An 18,566-nucleotide genomic window follows, 5' to 3' on the forward strand; every position below is an offset into this window, starting at 1 on the left:
GGCTTTTTTGATTTTTTACGAGATAACGAGAAGGGATTATAGTAGAGCTGGAGGTGCTTGATGATGCTAGCAGGAAAGCAAATGTTACTAGAAGAACTTTCGTTATCGAAGGATGAACTAGAGTTTTTAGAAAGACGAGGAGATATTTCTTTAGCAAAAGGGATAACCAAGAAATCTTCACGCTCTGTATGCCAGCGCTGTGGAAATACAGAGCAGCGGTTATTTGCATCGTTTTTATGTAAAAGGTGCAATCAAATGTGTACGTATTGCCGAAAATGTATCACGATGGGGCGAGTGGGAGAATGTACAATGATTGTTCGAGGTACTCGTGATATAGAAAGAGAGTTCCTGTCACAACCTTTACAGTGGGAGGGAAAGCTATCACCCGGGCAGGAAATAGCAGCAAATGGCGTAGCAGAAGCAGTGTGCCGAAAAGAATCTTTTTTTATATGGGCGGTATGCGGTGCTGGTAAGACAGAAATGCTATTTTATGGTATCGAAGAGGCACTAAAAAAGGGAGAGTGCGTTTGTATTGCGACGCCCCGGACCGATGTCGTGCTGGAATTAGCTCCCCGGTTACAAACGGTCTTTCCAAATGTACCAGTTGCGGCACTGTATGGTGGTAGTCTAGATCGTGAAAAGGAAGCAAAACTTATCATATCCACAACACATCAGTTGCTTCGTTATTATAGGGCATTTGATGTCATGATTGTAGATGAGATTGACGCCTTTCCATATACGATGGACAAAATGTTACATCATGCGGTAGAGCAAGCAAGTAAAGAGAGAGGCGCACGTATTTATTTAACTGCGACCCCAGAAGAGAAGTGGAAACGTAATATTCAAAGTGGTAAACAAAAAGGTGTCATTATTCCAGGACGTTATCATCGTTATCCTTTGCCAATTCCTAAGTTTCAGTGGTGTGGTGATTGGAAAAAATTCCTCAGACGTAAAAAAATTCCCCATGCGTTACTACAATGGTTAAACATATATCTAGATAAACAATATCCTATTTTTTTATTTGTTCCCCACGTGCGCTACGTAGACGAAGTATGTTTATTATTAAAAGAATTAGATGATCGAATTGAAGGTGTTCATGCGGAAGATCCAAAGAGAAAAGAAAAAGTAGCGGCCTTTCGTAAAGGAGATATTCCACTATTAGTAACGACAACCATTTTGGAGCGTGGTGTAACAGTTGCAAACCTACAAGTAGCTGTGTTAGGTGCAGAAGATGTTATTTTTTCAGAAAGTGCACTTGTTCAAATTGCTGGCCGTGTTGGCAGGAGCTCTCGTGAACCGGATGGGGATATTCTCTATTTTCATTATGGAAAAACAGAAGCAATGATTCGTGCAAAAAAGCATATTCAATTTATGAATAAGAAGGCGAAGCAACAAGGGGTGATAGATTGATGCATTGTCTACTTTGTGATGATTACATTTCTGAGGCTGCTAGCTGGTATTCTTTTTTTATTCAGTCACAAAAGCGGTACATATGCGATCGGTGTGAACGAAAGCTTTCCTATATTATAGGAGAAATTTGTGATGATTGCGGTCGGCCGTTTGCTTTTCTTGATCAGGAATATAGAGAAGGAGATATATGCAAAGATTGTGTTAGTTGGAGAGAAGAAGGGAGATTCAGATTGATAAAGAATCGATCTGTATATGCTTATAACGATGGAATGAAGGAAATATTAGCTCAGTTTAAGTTTCGAGGGGATGCGGAGCTTGTACGGATTTTTTATACAAATTTTGCCACGGCATTTCTAAAATATTTTTCAAATTATGAGGCCATCCTTCCAGTTCCGCTTAGTAGGGAACGAGAATATGAGCGCGGCTTTAATCAGGCGGAGCTATTAGCATCTTGTTTGCCAATTCAAATTTTGCAAACGTCTTTAAGTAGACATGAGACGGAAAAACAGAGTAAAAAAAAGCGTGTAGAAAGACTTTCGGCAGCAAATCCTTTTTACTTTCGAGAAGAAGAGATGGTTGCTGGGAAACATCTTTTACTCGTTGATGATGTGTACACGACAGGGATTACGGTTAGGCAAGTTGGACAGCTTTTGTATGATGCGGGGGCTCAAAGTGTTTCAAGCCTGACGCTGTGCCGCGGGTAATATGTGTATGTCGAAAGATACAATAAAAAGACGACAGGTCTTCTTTGACTTGATATGTTGTCATTCGGTATAGTCAAATTATAGGGCAAATGTCCTGATTTTTAGAGTGAAGGGAATGGAACGAACATGCAAGGAAGAGTAAAGTGGTTCAATGCAGAAAAAGGATTTGGGTTTATTGAGCGCGAAGATGGTGATGATGTTTTTGTCCATTTTTCTGCAATTCAACAAGATGGATATAAGTCATTAGAAGAAGGTCAAAAGGTAGAATTTGATATTGTAGATGGAGCGCGTGGACCGCAAGCAGCGAATGTTGTGAAATTGTAATTTTGAATGAATCGTTTTGTGAGAAACATAGAGCTGCGTATGTGGTGGCGGTTTATATAATATTTAATTTGATCTTTCAACATAAAAATTGCGGCTATAAAGAACAGAAGGAGACTGCTACTCATTGTCTCCTTCTTTTTTTACATAGCATGGGGATAAAAAGGTCCCTGACCGCTACTATCCAAGGGCGGATGTTATTTCCCACTGAAAGCTTAGAATTTATGCCGATTTTCAATTTATAAATTGAATTTTGATTTGCTAGTATGTACATTACGGCTATGAAAAACAAAAGGAGACTTTCGCTCATCATCTCCTTCTGCTTTTGCATGGCATGGGGCTAAAAAAAGTCCTGACCGTTTCTATCCAAGGGCGGATGCTCTCTCCCACCTAAAAGAAATGGTTTTAAGTCGTTTATTACTATTATTGAAAACGTTGTCGAAAAGTTGTTTCTTTTCTGTAACGAATTGTCCACACTTATATTCGTTAATTACGATGTAAATAGGGTAAAATAAAAATAGAAACGATGCATCTTTTCTTTTCAACAAAAAACGATAAAAAAATTGCAATTTCGCTAACTTTTTTTAAAAAGTTAGAAGGAATTTTTAAGCCGTTGTCGAAACAGTATACATAGGCTTGAAAGGAGGAATTCATCTATGAAATTCAACATTCGTGGTGAAAATATTGAAGTAACTCCAGCATTAAAGGATTATGTCGAAAAAAAACTTGGTAAACTAGAGCGTTATTTTGATACATTCCCAGAGATTAAAGTTAATTTAAAAGTATACTCTGACAAGCAGCGTGTCGAGGTAACAATCCCATTTACAGATTTATTACTTCGTGCAGAAGAAACTCACAGCGATATGTATGCTGCAATTGATTTGGTAGTAGATAAAATTGAACGACAAATTCGTAAACATAAAACAAAAGTGAATCGTAAATTACGTGAAAAAGGTTCTCCTAAAAATGCATTTATTCTTACAGAGCCGGTAGCGGTTCAAGAAGAAGTGCAAGAGGATGAATTAGAACTTGTACGTACAAAACGATTTGATTTAAAACCAATGGACGTTGAAGAAGCTATTTTACAAATGGATATGTTAGGTCATAACTTCTTCGTCTTCACAAATGCGGATACAAATGAAACTAATGTTGTATATGGCCGCAAAGATGGAAAATATGGATTAATTGAAACAAAATAATAAGTCGAAAGCGTAGCTGTAAAAAGCTACGCTTTTTTATTTTCATGAAAGTGAGTTGTTTTTCCATATAAAGGTTGAGTAAAACTTTGTAATAGGGCCCTATTAATCAAAGCTTCCCTTAATTTAGGATTGACATTTGGACGATTGTTGTCATAGTTATAAGACAAGTGTTACAATTACCATTAGGTGTATACATTTTGTTTTTTAATTAGGAGAAAACTTGGCAGAAAATAAATTTGCTTTTTATAACGACTGATTGATGAATAGAGAGATAGAGCACAATCGGAAGTTTTATTTTAATAAAAAGAGGAGCGTATTTCCTATGATCGGTATTTTAAAAAAGGTGTTTGATGTAAACCAACGCCAAATTAAACGTATGCAGAAAATGGTGGACCAAATAGAGGCGTTAGAAGCATCTATACAGCCATTAACTGACGAACAATTAAAAGGGAAAACAGTTGAGTTCAAAGAGCGTCTGACAAAAGGCGAAACAGTAGACGATCTGCTACCAGAAGCTTTTGCGGTTGTTCGTGAAGCGGCAACGCGTGTTCTTGGTATGCGTCCATACCCTGTTCAGCTAATGGGTGGTATTGCCTTGCATGAAGGGAATATCTCTGAGATGAAAACTGGTGAAGGTAAAACATTAACATCTACTTTACCAGTATATTTGAATGCTTTAACAGGTAAAGGTGTTCACGTTGTTACAGTCAACGAATATTTAGCACAGCGTGATGCTAGTGAAATGGGACAACTTCATGAATTCCTTGGTTTAACAGTAGGAATTAACTTAAATAGTATGTCACGTGAGGAGAAGCAAGTTGCTTATGCTGCTGATATTACGTACAGTACAAATAATGAGCTAGGATTCGATTACTTGCGTGATAACATGGTGCTATATAAAGAGCAGCGCGTTCAGCGTCCACTTCATTTTGCGATTATTGATGAAGTCGATTCCATCTTAGTCGATGAAGCGCGTACGCCGCTTATTATTTCTGGACAAGCACAAAAATCAGCAGAATTATATATGTTTGCAAATGCATTTGTTCGTACGTTAGAAAATGAAAAAGATTATTCATTTGACGTGAAAACGAAAAATGTTATGTTAACAGAAGATGGGATTACTAAGGCAGAAAAAGCCTTCCATATTGAAAACTTATTCGATTTAAAACATGTTGCACTTCTTCATCATATTAATCAGGCGCTTCGTGCACACGTTGTCATGCACCGCGATACAGATTATGTGGTACAAGAAGGTGAAATTGTTATTGTCGACCAATTCACTGGTCGTCTTATGAAAGGTCGCCGCTATAGTGAAGGATTGCACCAAGCAATTGAAGCAAAAGAAGGCGTAGAAATTCAAAATGAGAGCATGACACTTGCGACCATTACATTCCAAAACTACTTCCGTATGTATGGAAAGTTATCAGGTATGACTGGTACGGCGAAAACGGAAGAAGAAGAATTCCGTAACATTTATAATATGCATGTTATTGTGATTCCAACAAACAGACCAATCGTTCGTGATGACCGTGCGGATTTAATTTTCAAAACGATGGAAGGAAAGTTCAATGCGGTTGTGGATGATATTGTAAACCGTCATAAACAAGGACAACCGGTTCTTGTTGGTACGGTTGCGATTGAAACGTCTGAGCTTATTTCAAAAATGTTAACACGTAAAGGTGTACGCCATAACATTTTGAATGCAAAAAACCATGCGCGTGAAGCAGATATTATTGCAGAAGCAGGATTTAAAGGGTCTGTAACGATTGCAACAAACATGGCTGGTCGTGGTACAGACATTAAGCTAGGTGAAGGTGTAAAAGAAGTTGGTGGCTTAGCAGTTATCGGCACAGAGCGTCACGAAAGCCGTCGTATTGATAATCAGTTACGTGGTCGTTCTGGACGTCAAGGAGACGCTGGTGTAACACAGTTCTACTTATCTATGGAGGATGAACTGATGCGCCGCTTTGGCTCTGATAATATGAAAGCAATGATGGATCGCCTTGGTATGGATGATTCTCAACCAATCGAAAGTAAAATGGTTTCCCGTGCTGTGGAATCTGCACAAAAACGTGTAGAAGGAAACAACTATGATGCACGTAAACAACTTCTGCAATATGACGATGTCCTTCGCCAACAACGTGAAGTGATTTATAAACAACGTCAAGAAGTAATGGAATCTGAAAACTTACGCGGCATCATTGAAGGTATGATGAAATCTACTGTAGACCGTGCCATTGCTCTTCATACGCAAGAGGAAATTGAAGAAGATTGGAACATCAAAGGTCTTGTTGACTACTTAAATACAAACCTTCTTGAGGAAGGCGATGTGAAAGAAGATGAATTACGTCGCCTTGCGCCAGAAGAAATGAGCGAACCAATCATGGCAAAATTAATAGGGCGCTATGATGCAAAAGAAAAGCTGTTACCGGAAGAACAAATGCGTGAATTCGAAAAAGTTGTTGTATTCCGCGTTGTAGATACGAAGTGGATGGATCATATCGATGCGATGGATCACCTTCGCGAAGGTATTCATTTACGTGCTTACGGTCAAATTGACCCACTGCGTGAATATCAAATGGAAGGATTCGCGATGTTCGAGGCAATGATTGCTTCTATTGAAGAAGAAATTTCTCGTTACATTATGAAAGCAGAAATCGAACAAAACCTAGAGCGACAAGAAGTAGCACAAGGTGAAGCGGTTCGTCCAACAGATAGTGGTGAAGAAGCAAAAAAGAAACCGGTCGTAAAAGGTGAGCAAGTTGGACGTAACGATTTATGTACATGCGGCAGTGGCAAAAAATATAAAAACTGCTGTGGTATTGGGAAATAAAGAAAAGCGAGGCCACCGAGTATACTAGCCGCCAGAGCTAGATAAAAAAGTGGAGCTTACGGTTTTATCCACAACTTTCCAATCTGAAAATGGAAAGTTGCAGGGAATATCCATATAATAAAAAGGACTAGACTCTCTCTGTAACAAGCGGGGAGAGTTTCCCTTGTTTTCATATAAAAGTAACAGCAATTACATAGAGGTGAAGAAAATGGAATTAGTAGAAATTAGACAAGAATTAGAGAAAATGGCTAAGAGATTAGCGGCTTTTAGGGGGTCTCTTTGACCTTCCTGCAAAAGAAAAACGTATTGCAGAATTAGAAGAAACAATGATGGGCGCAGGTTTTTGGGATGACCAACAAGGTGCGCAAACAGTAATTAACGAAGCGAATGCACTAAAGGATATGGTTGGGAAGTTTCGTCAATTAGATGAAACGTTTGAAAATTTAGAAGTGACACATGAACTTTTAAAAGAAGAATACGATGAGGATTTACATGAAGAGTTAGAATCTGAAGTGAAATCTTTAATTCAAGAAATGAATGAGTATGAGCTTCAGTTATTATTAAGCGATCCTTATGATAAAAATAATGCTATTTTAGAACTGCACCCAGGTGCGGGTGGAACAGAGTCACAAGACTGGGGCTCTATGCTATTACGTATGTACACAAGATGGGCTGAGAAGCGCGGATTTAAAGTGGAGACAGTTGATTATTTACCAGGTGATGAAGCTGGAATCAAGAGCGTTACGCTATTAATTAAAGGACATAATGCTTATGGTTACTTGAAAGCAGAGAAAGGTGTACATCGCCTTGTACGTATTTCACCGTTTGATTCTTCAGGTCGTCGCCATACATCATTCGTATCTTGTGAAGTTGTACCTGAATTCAATGATGATATCGAAATTGAAGTTCGTACGGAAGATTTAAAAATAGATACGTATCGTGCAAGTGGTGCAGGTGGACAGCACGTTAATACGACAGATTCAGCAGTTCGTATCACGCATACGCCAACGAATACAGTTGTAACATGCCAATCAGAACGTTCTCAAATTAAAAACCGTGAGCATGCGATGAAAATGCTAAAAGCGAAATTATATCAAAAGAAATTAGAAGAGCAACAAGCGCAGTTAGATGAAATCCGTGGGGAACAAAAAGAAATTGGCTGGGGTAGCCAAATTCGTTCTTATGTATTCCACCCATACTCTCTTGTAAAGGACCATCGTACAAATACAGAGGTTGGTAACGTGCAAGCGGTTATGGACGGTGAAATCGATCCATTTATTGATGCGTATTTACGCTCTCGCATTTCCTAAGAAAAAAGCCAACAGATTGTTGGCTTATAGGTGGGGAAATAGAGGAGTATAAAGAGGTATACCTTGTCTGTGTATGGATAAGAGAAGGAGGAAGAGAAGTTGGGGTGACAACTTCTCTTTTTGCTAGGATTGGTTTTAGGATACAATGTCGTATATTGTTTTGTAAAAAGCAGAAAATATAAGAACTGAGTTGTAATTGAGAAGAAATTTGTATAGAATTCTTCCTTTCTGTTTCTCAGAAAAAGTTTCTTTGTAAAGATTTAGAGTTGTTCACAGAATTGAAACAATTAGCGAAGGCTTTGCTTCAGTAGGGTTCTTGGTGAATTTGTAAAAAATATCCTGTTCATGTTAGTTTTTCTACATTAGGATAATGATTATAATGGCAAGTAAGCACATTATAAAAGTATGGCTATCAATAATAAGAAGAATATCAATAATGGGGAGCGATAGAAGTGAAAAAGAAATTGTTGACTGTTGCATTAGGGACATCATTGATTTTTGCCTTAGGAGCGTGTGGGAAGAAAGAAGAGAGTAAGTCTTCTAGTCAATCTGCAAGCACGGATACTGCAGAGAAAATTTTCCAAAAGAGTTGTGCAGGTTGTCATGCAAGTGATTTATCTGGAGCAACTGGACCGGATTTACGAAAAGTAGGTGGGAAATACGACGCAGCGGATATCGAAAATATTATTAAAAAAGGACGCGGAGCCATGTCACCAGGATTAATTCAAGGTGAGGATGCGAAAAAAGTATCAGAATGGTTGGCAGAACATAAATAAGAAGAGTAGAAGATTATTCTATATATACATCAATTAAAAAACCGACATAAACCCCCTCTTTTTAGGTGGGAGAGAGCATCTGGCCATGCATAGAAGCGGTCAGTGCCTTTTTCTGCCACATGCGAAGTAAAAACAGAAAGAGCCAACGAGTGTAGATTACTTTTTATTCTGCATAGCAGGGATGTAGATGTTGAAAAATTAAAATGGATTTATATAGCTGCGGGAAATAGCCAATAAAAAAGCCGAGTTGACATAGAGTCTCGTTGCTAAGGTTCTTTCATATGGAAAGCTCTTAGTATGAGAAGGGAGTCTGCTCGGTTTTTTTCGCTTTCATGAATAACAAATACGCAGTTTTCATCTTTTGTACGCTGTAACATAACTGTAACAAAAATGTATCCGAATTGGAAACCGATTGATGTTACAATGTAATTTGTAGAATTTTGATGAAAGATATACATAAAACAGCAGTGGCGATAACGAGAAAGTATGATCACTGTTATTTGACACAATTTGTGATACAACTAGAAGATAAGTGAGAGTGGGAGCTTATGCTTTCATTTTCATATAGACAGACCAAGTATTTCGAAAAAAAATCATTAAGTATTGGGTGATAAATAATGATAAAAATGACGAATGTTTATAAGGAGTATCCAAATGGCATGAAAGCCGTTGCTGGACTCACAGTTAGTATTAAACAGGGTGAATTCGTATACGTAGTTGGACCGAGTGGAGCCGGGAAATCTACATTTATTAAGATGATGTATCGTGAAGAAAAGCCAACAACAGGATCTATCAATGTAAACGGCCTTGTCATTGAAACATTGGCAGAGCGAGATGTTCCATATTTTCGTCGCCAGCTAGGGGTAATTTTCCAAGACTTTAAACTGCTACCTAAATTAACGGTATATGAGAATGTTGCGTTTGCATTAGAAGTAATTGAAGAAGAGCCTGATGCAATTCGTGAGCGTGTGACAGAAGTATTGGGACTTGTAGGTCTTGAAGATCGTGCAGATGCACTTCCAAGTGAACTTTCAGGTGGGGAGCAACAACGTGTGGCGATTGCAAGAGCGATTGTAAATAAGCCAAAGGTTGTAATTGCCGATGAGCCAACGGGTAACTTAGATATTGAAACAGCTCTTGATATTATGAGCATTTTCAAACGTATTAATGAGCGTGGTACAACAATCGTTATGGCAACGCATAACGCAGATATCGTAAATACAATTCGTCATCGTGTAATTGCGATTGAAGGCGGGAAAATTGTTCGAGATGAGATTGAGGGAGGATACGGATATGAAGGCTAAAACCCTTAGTCGACATTTACGAGAAGGTGTAAAAAATCTATCCCGTAATGGATGGATGACGTTTGCTTCTGTAAGTGCAGTAACGGTTACATTATTGCTTGTAGGTGTCTTTTTAACAGCGATTATGAATATGAACCATTTTGCGACGAAAGTAGAGCAAGATGTAGAGATTCGTGTACACATTGATCCAGCAGCAAAAGAAGCGGATCAAAAGAAATTAGAACAAGAGATTAATAAGATTTCAAAAGTAGATTCTATTAAATATTCTTCTAAAGAAGATGAATTGAAACGTTTGATTAAAAGTTTAGGTGACAGCGGAAAAACGTTTGAATTATTTGAACAAGATAATCCATTGAAAAACGTATACATTGTCAAAGCAAAACAACCAACAGATACAGCAGCAATTGCGAAAAAAATTGAAAAAATGCAGTTCGTAAGTAATGTTCAATATGGTAAAGGCCAGGTTGAAAAATTATTTGATACAGTAAAAACAGGTCGTAACATTGGGATTTTGTTAATTGCTGGTCTTTTATTTACAGCGATGTTCTTAATCTCAAATACAATTAAAATTACAATTTATGCACGAAGCACAGAAATTGAAATTATGAAGCTTGTAGGTGCAACGAACTGGTTTATTCGTTGGCCGTTCTTGTTAGAAGGTTTATTCTTAGGTATCATGGGTTCAATCATCCCAATTATCGTAATTTTATCTTCTTACAACTCGCTGCAAGGTATGTTTAATGAGAAACTTGGCGGAACAATTTTTGAACTGTTACCATATAGTCCATTTGTATTCCAATTAGCTGGTTTACTAATGTTAATTGGTGCATTAATCGGTATGTGGGGAAGTGTAATGTCAATTCGTCGCTTCTTAAAAGTATAAAAAGTTGCAAACATAATTCGTACAAGCTTATCATATAGTAGAAATAGGTAAAGGCATCACACAATGTGTGATGCCTTTTGCTACACCACCTGTGTGTTCTGGAAAGGGGAATTCCGCATTGAAACGTAGAGTTGCGATTATTGGAATGGTTGTTGCATTTTTAATTGGTGCTGGCGGGATGTTTGCAGGTATGTATATGTTTGGAATTAATCCAGCGTATGTGACGCAAACAATAACAAAAGATAGTGCTAGCACTGCAAAAGGAAATTTAGCAAAGATTAATGAGGCGTATGCACTGATTGATTCGCGTTATGTGGAAGACGTGAAGGACGATAAGCTCGTTGAAGGTGCGATACAAGGAATGTTGTCTACGCTGAAGGACCCTTATTCCACGTATATGGATAAAGAAACAGCGAAGCAGTTTAACCAATCGCTGGATCCTGAGCTTGAAGGTATTGGGGCTGAGGTGAACAAAACGGATGGCAAGCTTATTATTGTATCTCCAATTAAAGGTTCGCCAGCAGAAAAAGCAGGTGTTAAACCAAATGATCAAATCTTATCGGTAGATGGAAACAGTGTAAAAGATTTATCACGTGAAGAAGCGGTATTAAAGATTCGTGGTAAAAAAGGGACAACTGTTGCGCTTGAAATTAAACGTGAAGGAGTAGCTGACCCGTTAGAGTTTAAAATTAAGCGCGAAAAGATTCCAATTTTCACTGTGTTTAGTTCTGTGAAGAAAGAGAATGAGAAAAATATTGGTTATATTCAAATTACATCTTTCTCTGAAAACACAGCGAAAGAATTTAAGGATCAATTAAAAGAACTTGAAAAGAAAGAAATAAAAGGTCTAGTTATTGATGTGCGTGGGAATCCTGGAGGTTATTTAAATAGTGTAGAAGATATACTAGGATTAATCATGACGGATAAAAAGCCAATGCTGCAAATTGAACAGCGAGATGGTGAGAAGAAGAAATTCTCTACTGCGTTGAAAGAAAGAAAGCCATATCCAATTTCAGTATTAGTTGATAATGGAAGTGCTTCTGCTTCTGAAATTTTAGCTGCTGCGCTAAAAGAAGGAGAAGGATATGATTTAGTTGGTGAAAAAACATTTGGTAAAGGTACTGTGCAGCAAGCCGTTCCATTTAAAGATGGAAGTAACATTAAACTAACGATGTTTAAATGGTTAACACCAGATGGCAATTGGATTCATAAAAAAGGAATTGCTCCAACGGTAGAAGTGAAGCAGCCAGATTATTATCATGCAACGCCAATTCAAATTGAGAAGACGCTTTCTTATAATTCAAATGATGTACAAGTAAAAAATGCACAAGAAATGCTGAAAAGTTTAGGATATGTGCCAGGTCGTGAAGATGGATACTTCAGTAAAGAAACAGAATCAGCTCTTCAAGCATTCCAAAATGCAAATGAGATGGAACCAACTGGAGAACTTGATAAAAAGACAGCTGAAGCAATTCAAAATAAAATCATTGAAAAAATTCGTTCTGGCGAAAATGATTTACAATTACAAGCAGCATTAAAATTAATGGCGAAATAAGAAAAAATACAGGCATTTTGTTGCCTGTATTTTTTTATGTGTTAAACAAACGTTTGTTTAGTTGTGATAATATAAAAAGAAAGAATGATATAAATGGTGGTGAATCAGTTCGTGGAGGCGTGGTCTTTTGAGATAATGCGAGCAGTTGGGCGTTTTTTCTTACACCCTGCTGTCTATGTATTTTTGATAAGTAGTATTTTTGTTGGCTACTTACGTATATTACGAGAACGAAAAGATTTTTCTTTTAAAGTATATGATATTTGGTTTGAGCTGCGGACATCCTTATTTTCAGGAGTTGGATATGGTTTGGTTGTGTCCATCATAACAATTGGAGCCGGTCTAGTTGTGTCGCAAGCAAGTATATGGATGATTTTAATTTGGACACTATTATTTGGACTAGCTGCTCAGTATCGATATTTATCGGCAGCGTACACATTTGGTATAGCGATTGTAGCGGTTTTGTTATCTTCTAAGATGCCAATCTCTCTCTTACAGCTTGGAGAAGGAGAATGGGATACCATTGTATCGCTTGCTATTCTACTTGGCATAATGCTAGTAGTAGAGGGTCTATTAATTTCAAAAAATGCAGTACGATATTCCACACCAAAAATACGAAAAAGTAAACGTGGTTTAAATATTGGATTACATGAATCAAAACGCTTATGGCTTGTGCCAATTTTTATTCTTGTTCCAGGAGATGCGGTTACGCAGTTCGTTTCATGGTGGCCAGTCGTTTCTGTAGGTTCACAAACGTATTCTTTATTCCTTGTTCCATTTCTAATTGGCTTTATGCGGAACATTAGAAGTTATGAACCGAAGGCAGCATTATTATTTACAGGAAGACGTGTATTTGGATTAGCTGCGCTCGTTCTCGTTTTAGGTATTGCCAGCTATTGGTGGCATGTGTTAGCGATCGTTGCGATGGGAGCAGCGATGCTTGGTCGCTTTACAATTGCGATGCAGGAGAGAATTGCTGATGAGACGCGTCCAGCATATTTTGCAGCGCGCGATGAGGGATTAATGGTATTAGATACGATTCCGAATACTACCGGTGCCGAAATGAACTTGAAGCCTGGAGAGGTAATTACGAAAGTAAACGGTATAATTCCGAAAACAGCAGAGGAATTTTATGATGCACTACAGTCCAAGACGACAGGGGCATTTTGTAAACTAGAGGTGCTCGATACAAAAGGTGAGCTTCGTCTTGCTCAAACGGCGCTATATGCAGGTGGGCATCATGAATTAGGTATTGTATTTGTAGAACAGGATCATAAGTGGGATACGGAAGCTGTTTAATGTGATTTTTCATAATTGATTGATAAGGATGGCAGTTTCTCTTTATTTTTTAACTTGATGGCGATGTGCCGTGTCCCTATGACCTTTTGCATGCATCTTGGCGGAGCATATTGAAATGAATAAGATGGATTATTTGATTAAAGTGTTACTTTAGGTATATATACTATAATATAGACAGAGTAACATGCATAGAAAGGAACGATGAAATATGCCAAAGCAACAAATTGGAGTTGTTGGTGTGGGCGTTATGGGAAAAAGCCTCGCACTTAACTTTGAGAGTAAAGGGTATTCTGTTGCCCTATATGATATTTCAAAGGAAAAAGTAAATGAAATCATTGAGGAAAACCGTGGTAAAAACTTAGTTGGTACTCATATGGTTGAAGAGTTTGTTAACTCACTTGAATCACCTAGAAAGATTTTATTAATGGTTAATGCAGGGGAAATTACAGATAAGGCGATTGATTCGCTGCTTCCTCACCTCGATAAAGGTGATATTTTAATTGACGGCGGTAATACATACTTTGTCGATACAATTCGCCGAAACAAACGTCTTGCCGAAGAAGGAATCAATTTCATCGGTACAGGTGTGTCAGGCGGAGAAGAGGGTGCATTGAAGGGACCGTCTATTATGCCGGGCGGACAGAAAGATGCATACGAAAAAGTGAAGGATATGCTTGAAAATATCTCTGCAAAAGTGAATGACGAGCCTTGCTGTTCTTATATCGGACCTAATGGGGCAGGCCACTATGTAAAGATGGTTCACAACGGTATTGAGTATGGAGATATGCAATTAATTTGTGAAGCATATTTCTTCTTGAAACAAACACTTGATTTGACTGCAGAAGAGTTTCATGAAATATTTGCTGAATGGAATAAGGGCGAACTGAACAGCTATCTAATCGAGATTACAGCAGACATCTTCACGAAGAAAGATGAAGAAACTGGTAAGCCATTAGTGGATGTTATTCTTGATACTGCGGGACAAAAGGGTACAGGGAAATGGACAAGTCAAAGCGCACTTGATTTAGGTATATCTCTCCCTATTATCACGGAATCTGTATTTGCGCGTTGTATTTCTGCTTTAAAAGAAGAGCGTGTGAACGCAAGCAAAGTTTTATCTGGACCTAAAGATAAAGCAGCACTTGGAATTGAAAAAGCCGAATTAATTGAAGCAGTGCGCCAAGCTTTATATATGAGTAAAATTTGTTCTTATGCACAAGGATTCACGCAATTGAAGGCAGCTTCTGAGGAATATGATTGGAACCTTGATTTTGGCAGCATTTCTATGCTTTGGAGAGGCGGATGTATTATTCGTGCAGCCTTTTTACAGAACATTAAAGAGGCTTATGAGAAAAACACTGACCTACCGAACCTTTTACTTGATCCATACTTTAAAGAAATTGTAGAGTCATATCAAGGCGGATTACGTCAAATTATCTCAGCGGCTGTACAACAGGGCATTCCGGTACCTGCATTTTCAGCAGCAATTTCTTATTATGACAGCTATCGTACTGCAACACTACCTGCAAACTTGTTACAAGCGCAGCGCGATTATTTTGGAGCACATACGTATAAACGAGTGGATAAAGAAGGTACATTCCATACAAAATGGATATAAAATAAAAAAATGGGCCAAGATTAAATTCTTGGTCCATTTTTTATCCCGCAATTCGTAGGCGGTAAGACGCCCACTGATGGAAGTTTCACTTTATTGGAATAATAACACACGCGCTGGTGATGCATCTGTACCCATTAGTTTTAATGGAGCTGCAACCATAAAGTATGTTCCCGCTTCTACTTCTTTAAATGTTAATCCTTCGATTACAATAATATCGTGTGCAAATAGTGTTTTATGGGTTGGGTGACCTTCTTGGGCACGTTCAACACCTAATGCATCAATGCCTACACCGCGAATACCTTTTTCAGCAAGCAGTTTCGCACCGCTTTCAGCTAAATAAATAAAATCGAAGTTAAATCCTTCATCAAAGGAGTTCTTTGTTTTAAATAAAACAAAATCCCCTTTTTGAATATCGAAGTCTTTCAGGTCTTCAGCAGTAATGCCACCATCAACATGCGTCAGGTCAAAAACCTTCGCGTCGCCCACTAATCTCTCAATATCAAGTGTTTCAAACGTGTCTCCGTCATTTATCATATGCAAAGGCGCATCAATATGCGTTCCTGTATGAGCATCCATTTTTAATGTGGATTCTGTTACATGACCGTTTGTAACTTTGGAAAGTTGAGGCTGTTTTTCCGGTTTGTTTTTATATACAGGCATTCCTTCGTAAATAGGTACTGTAATATCATATACTTTTTTCATAAGAATTCCCCTTTGATTAGATTGAGTAGGCATTATCATCTGAAATAGGCCACCATTGGAAGCTGTTTTCCGCAAGTAAATCATCAGAAGCTTGCGGTCCCATTGATCCTGATTCGTAAGTAAGTAAATCTGTTGATACATCCTGTTGCCATGCTTTAGAAATAACATCAACAAATTTCCATGATAATGCTACTTCATCCCAGTGAGTGAAGTTTGTTGCATCGCCTTGAGTTGCATCATATAGAAGTTTCTCGTAAGCTTCTGGTGTATTTACTCCGTCCACGCAGTCATTGCAGTAATCAAGCTTAAATGGTGTTGTTTTTTCAGAAGTACCAATTTTTTTACCGTTTAAAACAAGAGAAATCCCTTCATCCGGCTGAATATGAATAATAAGCAGGTTTGGATGAACGTTGTTTTCTGCTTTAGAATATAAGTTCATTGGCAATTCTTTAAACTGAATGATGATTTTTGTTGATTTTTCTTGCATGCGCTTACCTGTACGAATGTAGAATGGCACACCTGCCCAGCGGAAATTGTCTATTAATAATTTACCCGCCACAAATGTTTCTGTTCTTGAGTTTGGATCCACTTTACTTTCGCTTCTGTACCCAGGAACTTCTTTTCCATTGATTGTTCCTGGTCCATACTGACTTCGTACAAAATATTGATCAACTTCTTCTACTGTTATTGGTCGAAGTGCGCGCAATACTTTAATTTTTTCGCTTCGGATTTCTTCTGTTGTTAAACGAATTGGCGGTTCCATCGCCAGTAAAGCAACCATTTGTACCATATGATTTTGTACCATATCTCTTAAAGCGCCGGAATGGTCATAATAACCTCCGCGGTCCTCTACACCTAAAGATTCACTGGATGTAATTTGAATATTAGAGATGTACTTATTGTTCCATAGTGATTCAAATATTGCATTTGCAAAACGAATGACACCAATATTTTGAACCATTTCTTTTCCTAGATAATGGTCAATGCGATAAATCTCATCTTCCGCAAATGCTTGACGAAGTTTTTCGTTTAATTTTTGTGCGGATGGCAAGTCATGTCCAAAAGGCTTTTCAATAATCAATCGATTCCAACCGTTTGAGTTTGTCACACCTTCTGATTTCAAGTAAGAAGCGATTGTTCCGAAAAATTCAGGAGCCATTGCCATATAATACATTCTGTTTCCTGGAATATTGAATTGTTCCTCTAGGTTAGTAAGTAACGTATTCAAATCTTGGTACGAAGCGGTATTCGTAACATCAAATGCTAAGTAGCGGAAATGAGTTAAAAATTCATCTAAATCATTCCCAGGTTTAATTTTTGACTCTTGAATAGAGGAAAATACATTTTCACGAAATACATCATCACTCCATTCACGTCTCGCCACACCAACAACAGCAAAATTTTTAGAGAGCTGTCCTTTTTTATATAGGCTATATATAGAAGGGAATAATTTTCTCTTTGCTAAATCGCCTGTTGCTCCAAATATAACCATAGTGCAATGTGTATTATCGTTCTTGTTCACTGGGTACCCTCACCTTTATTAATGTATAAATAGTATCTTAGAAGATTTTAACATAATTCGAAAGAAGTCTCCTACTTTTAAGTATGTGTAGGAAAGTAAGAATAAATCTCTTAAATTATTTTAGGGTGAAGATTATAGAAAATCAAAAGAAAAGCATGAAATCATTCATACAATGTAATGTAGTTATTTTGAAGTTGGCGTAATGAGAAAGAAATGAAGTGAAACTTCCGTCAGTGGGAATCTTACTGCCCATGAATAGCGGGATAAAAACCTGCAATTGTAGGAGTTAAGACGGAAAAGTGGGGAAATTAGGAGAGCCGATAGATTTCTGGTACAACGAAATACATTGTGCTATGATATGGAGAAATATAGAATAAAGCCATGTAACGGAGGGATTTTTTTGCCGCATATTGTATTTCGTGGAATTACTACTGAGCAATTAAAGAGTATAAGTAAACCATTAGTAGAAGAGCTCGCAGAGATTTGTGAGTGTGGTACGGATAATTTTACGTTGGAACTACCAAGTTCTACATTTGTATACAATGGGGAAGAAATAGAGGCATTCCCTCTTATTGAAGTAAAATGGTTCGAGCGTGGACAGGAAACTCGTGATCGATTTGCCAATGCCATTACTACATATTTAATGGATTTTGGACTTCCTGGAGTAGAGGTTGTGTTTACGGTTTTCACAGAGTCAGCGTATTATATTAACGGAAAGCATTGCGCAAGTTAAGGCTTTTGTAACATTTATAAACTTAATACATAGGAGGAAATATATTATGATCGTTACAACAACTTCTGTTATTCAAGGAAAAGAAATTGAAGAGTATATTGATATCGTAAACGGAGAAGCAATTATGGGAGCTAACATCGTTCGTGATTTATTTGCTTCTGTTCGTGACGTTGTTGGTGGCCGTGCTGGTGCTTATGAAAGTAAGTTAAAAGAAGCGCGTGATATTGCGATGGAAGAAATGAAAACTCTTACGAAGCAAAAAGGTGCAAACGCGATTGTTGGTATTGATGTGGACTATGAGGTAGTTCGCGAAGGAATGCTAATGGTTGCGGTAAGCGGCACAGCTGTCCGTATATAGAATATAAAGAAAGAAGCCGTGCTTAATGCACGGCTTTGTTGT

Annotated in this window: 16 protein-coding genes; 14 read left to right on the forward strand and 2 right to left on the reverse strand. The window is 37.8% G+C overall.

From position 1 onward, the window contains the following. The first annotated feature begins 60 nt into the window (after positions 1 to 60). From ACIQ7L_RS21560 to gndA, 12 genes are all read left to right on the forward strand, one after another. Positions 61 to 1,410, forward strand: a complete 1,350-nt coding sequence (locus ACIQ7L_RS21560) for an ATP-dependent helicase ComFA (protein WP_400571517.1) — start codon at positions 61 to 63, stop codon at positions 1,408 to 1,410. After that, complete coding sequence (locus ACIQ7L_RS21565) at positions 1,410 to 2,114, forward strand: ComFC family protein (RefSeq protein ID WP_400571519.1); 705 nt, start codon at positions 1,410 to 1,412, stop codon at positions 2,112 to 2,114. The genes ACIQ7L_RS21560 and ACIQ7L_RS21565 overlap by 1 nt, the downstream gene beginning before the upstream one ends. A 126-nt stretch (positions 2,115 to 2,240) precedes the next feature. Continuing rightward, positions 2,241 to 2,438 (forward strand): cold shock protein CspC, encoded by a 198-nt coding sequence (gene cspC, locus ACIQ7L_RS21570; RefSeq protein WP_001162040.1) that lies wholly within the window; start codon positions 2,241 to 2,243, stop codon positions 2,436 to 2,438. A 653-nt stretch (positions 2,439 to 3,091) separates the two neighbouring features. Next, positions 3,092 to 3,634 carry a ribosome hibernation-promoting factor, HPF/YfiA family gene (hpf, locus tag ACIQ7L_RS21575; RefSeq protein ID WP_097897154.1) on the forward strand — a complete coding sequence of 181 codons (543 nt, stop codon included), beginning with the start codon at positions 3,092 to 3,094 and terminating at the stop codon, positions 3,632 to 3,634. A 322-nt stretch (positions 3,635 to 3,956) separates the two neighbouring features. After that, entirely contained in the window at positions 3,957 to 6,467 is a 2,511-nt protein-coding gene (secA, locus tag ACIQ7L_RS21580) for a preprotein translocase subunit SecA (RefSeq protein WP_400571522.1), read from the forward strand. A gap of 208 nt (positions 6,468 to 6,675) precedes the next feature. After that, positions 6,676 to 7,777 (forward strand): peptide chain release factor 2 gene (gene prfB, locus ACIQ7L_RS21585; RefSeq protein WP_400571642.1). Its coding sequence is split into 2 segments (ribosomal slippage): positions 6,676 to 6,747 and positions 6,749 to 7,777, totalling 1,101 coding nucleotides; the frame shifts between segments, so codons are not numbered across the junction. 452 nt (positions 7,778 to 8,229) lie between these two features. Beyond that, entirely contained in the window at positions 8,230 to 8,553 is a 324-nt protein-coding gene (gene cccB, locus ACIQ7L_RS21590; protein WP_097897157.1) for a cytochrome c551, read from the forward strand. A gap of 617 nt (positions 8,554 to 9,170) precedes the next feature. Beyond that, complete coding sequence (gene ftsE / locus ACIQ7L_RS21595; protein ID WP_097897159.1) at positions 9,171 to 9,857, forward strand: cell division ATP-binding protein FtsE; 687 nt, start codon at positions 9,171 to 9,173, stop codon at positions 9,855 to 9,857. Further along, positions 9,847 to 10,740, forward strand: coding sequence for a permease-like cell division protein FtsX (gene ftsX / locus ACIQ7L_RS21600; RefSeq protein WP_400571525.1), 894 nt, complete (start codon positions 9,847 to 9,849; stop codon positions 10,738 to 10,740). The genes ftsE and ftsX overlap by 11 nt, the downstream gene beginning before the upstream one ends. Positions 10,741 to 10,858: 118 nt before the next feature. Then, positions 10,859 to 12,295 carry a S41 family peptidase gene (locus ACIQ7L_RS21605; protein WP_483861812.1) on the forward strand — a complete coding sequence of 479 codons (1,437 nt, stop codon included), beginning with the start codon at positions 10,859 to 10,861 and terminating at the stop codon, positions 12,293 to 12,295. Positions 12,296 to 12,388: 93 nt separating this feature from the next. Further along, on the forward strand, positions 12,389 to 13,591 hold the full coding sequence (locus ACIQ7L_RS21610; RefSeq protein WP_400571527.1) for a PDZ domain-containing protein: 1,203 nt from the start codon (positions 12,389 to 12,391) through the stop codon (positions 13,589 to 13,591). Positions 13,592 to 13,799: 208 nt separating this feature from the next. Further along, complete coding sequence (gene gndA / locus ACIQ7L_RS21615; protein ID WP_400571529.1) at positions 13,800 to 15,209, forward strand: NADP-dependent phosphogluconate dehydrogenase; 1,410 nt, start codon at positions 13,800 to 13,802, stop codon at positions 15,207 to 15,209. Between the two features lie 90 nt (positions 15,210 to 15,299). On the opposite strand, the gene ACIQ7L_RS21620 is transcribed toward gndA, so the two are convergent. Both ACIQ7L_RS21620 and zwf read right to left on the reverse strand, forming a co-directional pair. Next, positions 15,300 to 15,911: a cyclase family protein gene (locus tag ACIQ7L_RS21620; RefSeq protein ID WP_400571530.1), complete on the reverse strand. Its 612-nt coding sequence runs from the start codon at positions 15,909 to 15,911 to the stop codon at positions 15,300 to 15,302. Positions 15,912 to 15,927: 16 nt separating this feature from the next. Beyond that, the gene (gene zwf / locus ACIQ7L_RS21625; protein ID WP_400571646.1) at positions 15,928 to 17,403 is read right to left on the reverse strand and encodes a glucose-6-phosphate dehydrogenase; all 1,476 of its coding nucleotides are present in this window, start codon (positions 17,401 to 17,403) and stop codon (positions 15,928 to 15,930) included. A 430-nt stretch (positions 17,404 to 17,833) separates the two neighbouring features. On the opposite strand from zwf, the gene ACIQ7L_RS21630 reads away from it, so the two are divergent. Both ACIQ7L_RS21630 and ACIQ7L_RS21635 read left to right on the forward strand, forming a co-directional pair. Beyond that, positions 17,834 to 18,166 carry a DUF1904 family protein gene (locus ACIQ7L_RS21630; RefSeq protein WP_400571532.1) on the forward strand — a complete coding sequence of 111 codons (333 nt, stop codon included), beginning with the start codon at positions 17,834 to 17,836 and terminating at the stop codon, positions 18,164 to 18,166. Positions 18,167 to 18,212: 46 nt separating this feature from the next. Further along, complete coding sequence (locus tag ACIQ7L_RS21635) at positions 18,213 to 18,524, forward strand: heavy metal-binding domain-containing protein (protein WP_400571534.1); 312 nt, start codon at positions 18,213 to 18,215, stop codon at positions 18,522 to 18,524. The last annotated feature ends 42 nt before the right edge of the window (positions 18,525 to 18,566 follow it).

The organism is Bacillus sp. NPDC094106 (genome assembly GCF_044764345.1).
In the GTDB taxonomy this organism is placed as follows: Bacteria; Bacillota; Bacilli; order Bacillales; family Bacillaceae_G; genus Bacillus_A.

Excerpts from the sequence above, each read along its gene's own strand:
- cspC (WP_001162040.1), top strand. The coding sequence starts at position 2,241 with ATGCAAGGAAGAGTAAAGTGGTTCAATGCAGAAAAAGGATTTGGGTTT.
- ACIQ7L_RS21620 (WP_400571530.1), bottom strand. The coding sequence starts at position 15,911 with ATGAAAAAAGTATATGATATTACAGTACCTATTTACGAAGGAATGCCT.
- ACIQ7L_RS21635 (WP_400571534.1), top strand. The coding sequence starts at position 18,213 with ATGATCGTTACAACAACTTCTGTTATTCAAGGAAAAGAAATTGAAGAG.
- gndA (WP_400571529.1), top strand. The coding sequence starts at position 13,800 with ATGCCAAAGCAACAAATTGGAGTTGTTGGTGTGGGCGTTATGGGAAAA.
- hpf (WP_097897154.1), top strand. The coding sequence starts at position 3,092 with ATGAAATTCAACATTCGTGGTGAAAATATTGAAGTAACTCCAGCATTA.
- ACIQ7L_RS21610 (WP_400571527.1), top strand. The coding sequence starts at position 12,389 with ATGGTGGTGAATCAGTTCGTGGAGGCGTGGTCTTTTGAGATAATGCGA.
- ftsE (WP_097897159.1), top strand. The coding sequence starts at position 9,171 with ATGATAAAAATGACGAATGTTTATAAGGAGTATCCAAATGGCATGAAA.
- ACIQ7L_RS21560 (WP_400571517.1), top strand. The coding sequence starts at position 61 with ATGATGCTAGCAGGAAAGCAAATGTTACTAGAAGAACTTTCGTTATCG.
- zwf (WP_400571646.1), bottom strand. The coding sequence starts at position 17,403 with ATGGTTATATTTGGAGCAACAGGCGATTTAGCAAAGAGAAAATTATTC.
- secA (WP_400571522.1), top strand. The coding sequence starts at position 3,957 with ATGATCGGTATTTTAAAAAAGGTGTTTGATGTAAACCAACGCCAAATT.
- ftsX (WP_400571525.1), top strand. The coding sequence starts at position 9,847 with ATGAAGGCTAAAACCCTTAGTCGACATTTACGAGAAGGTGTAAAAAAT.
- ACIQ7L_RS21565 (WP_400571519.1), top strand. The coding sequence starts at position 1,410 with ATGCATTGTCTACTTTGTGATGATTACATTTCTGAGGCTGCTAGCTGG.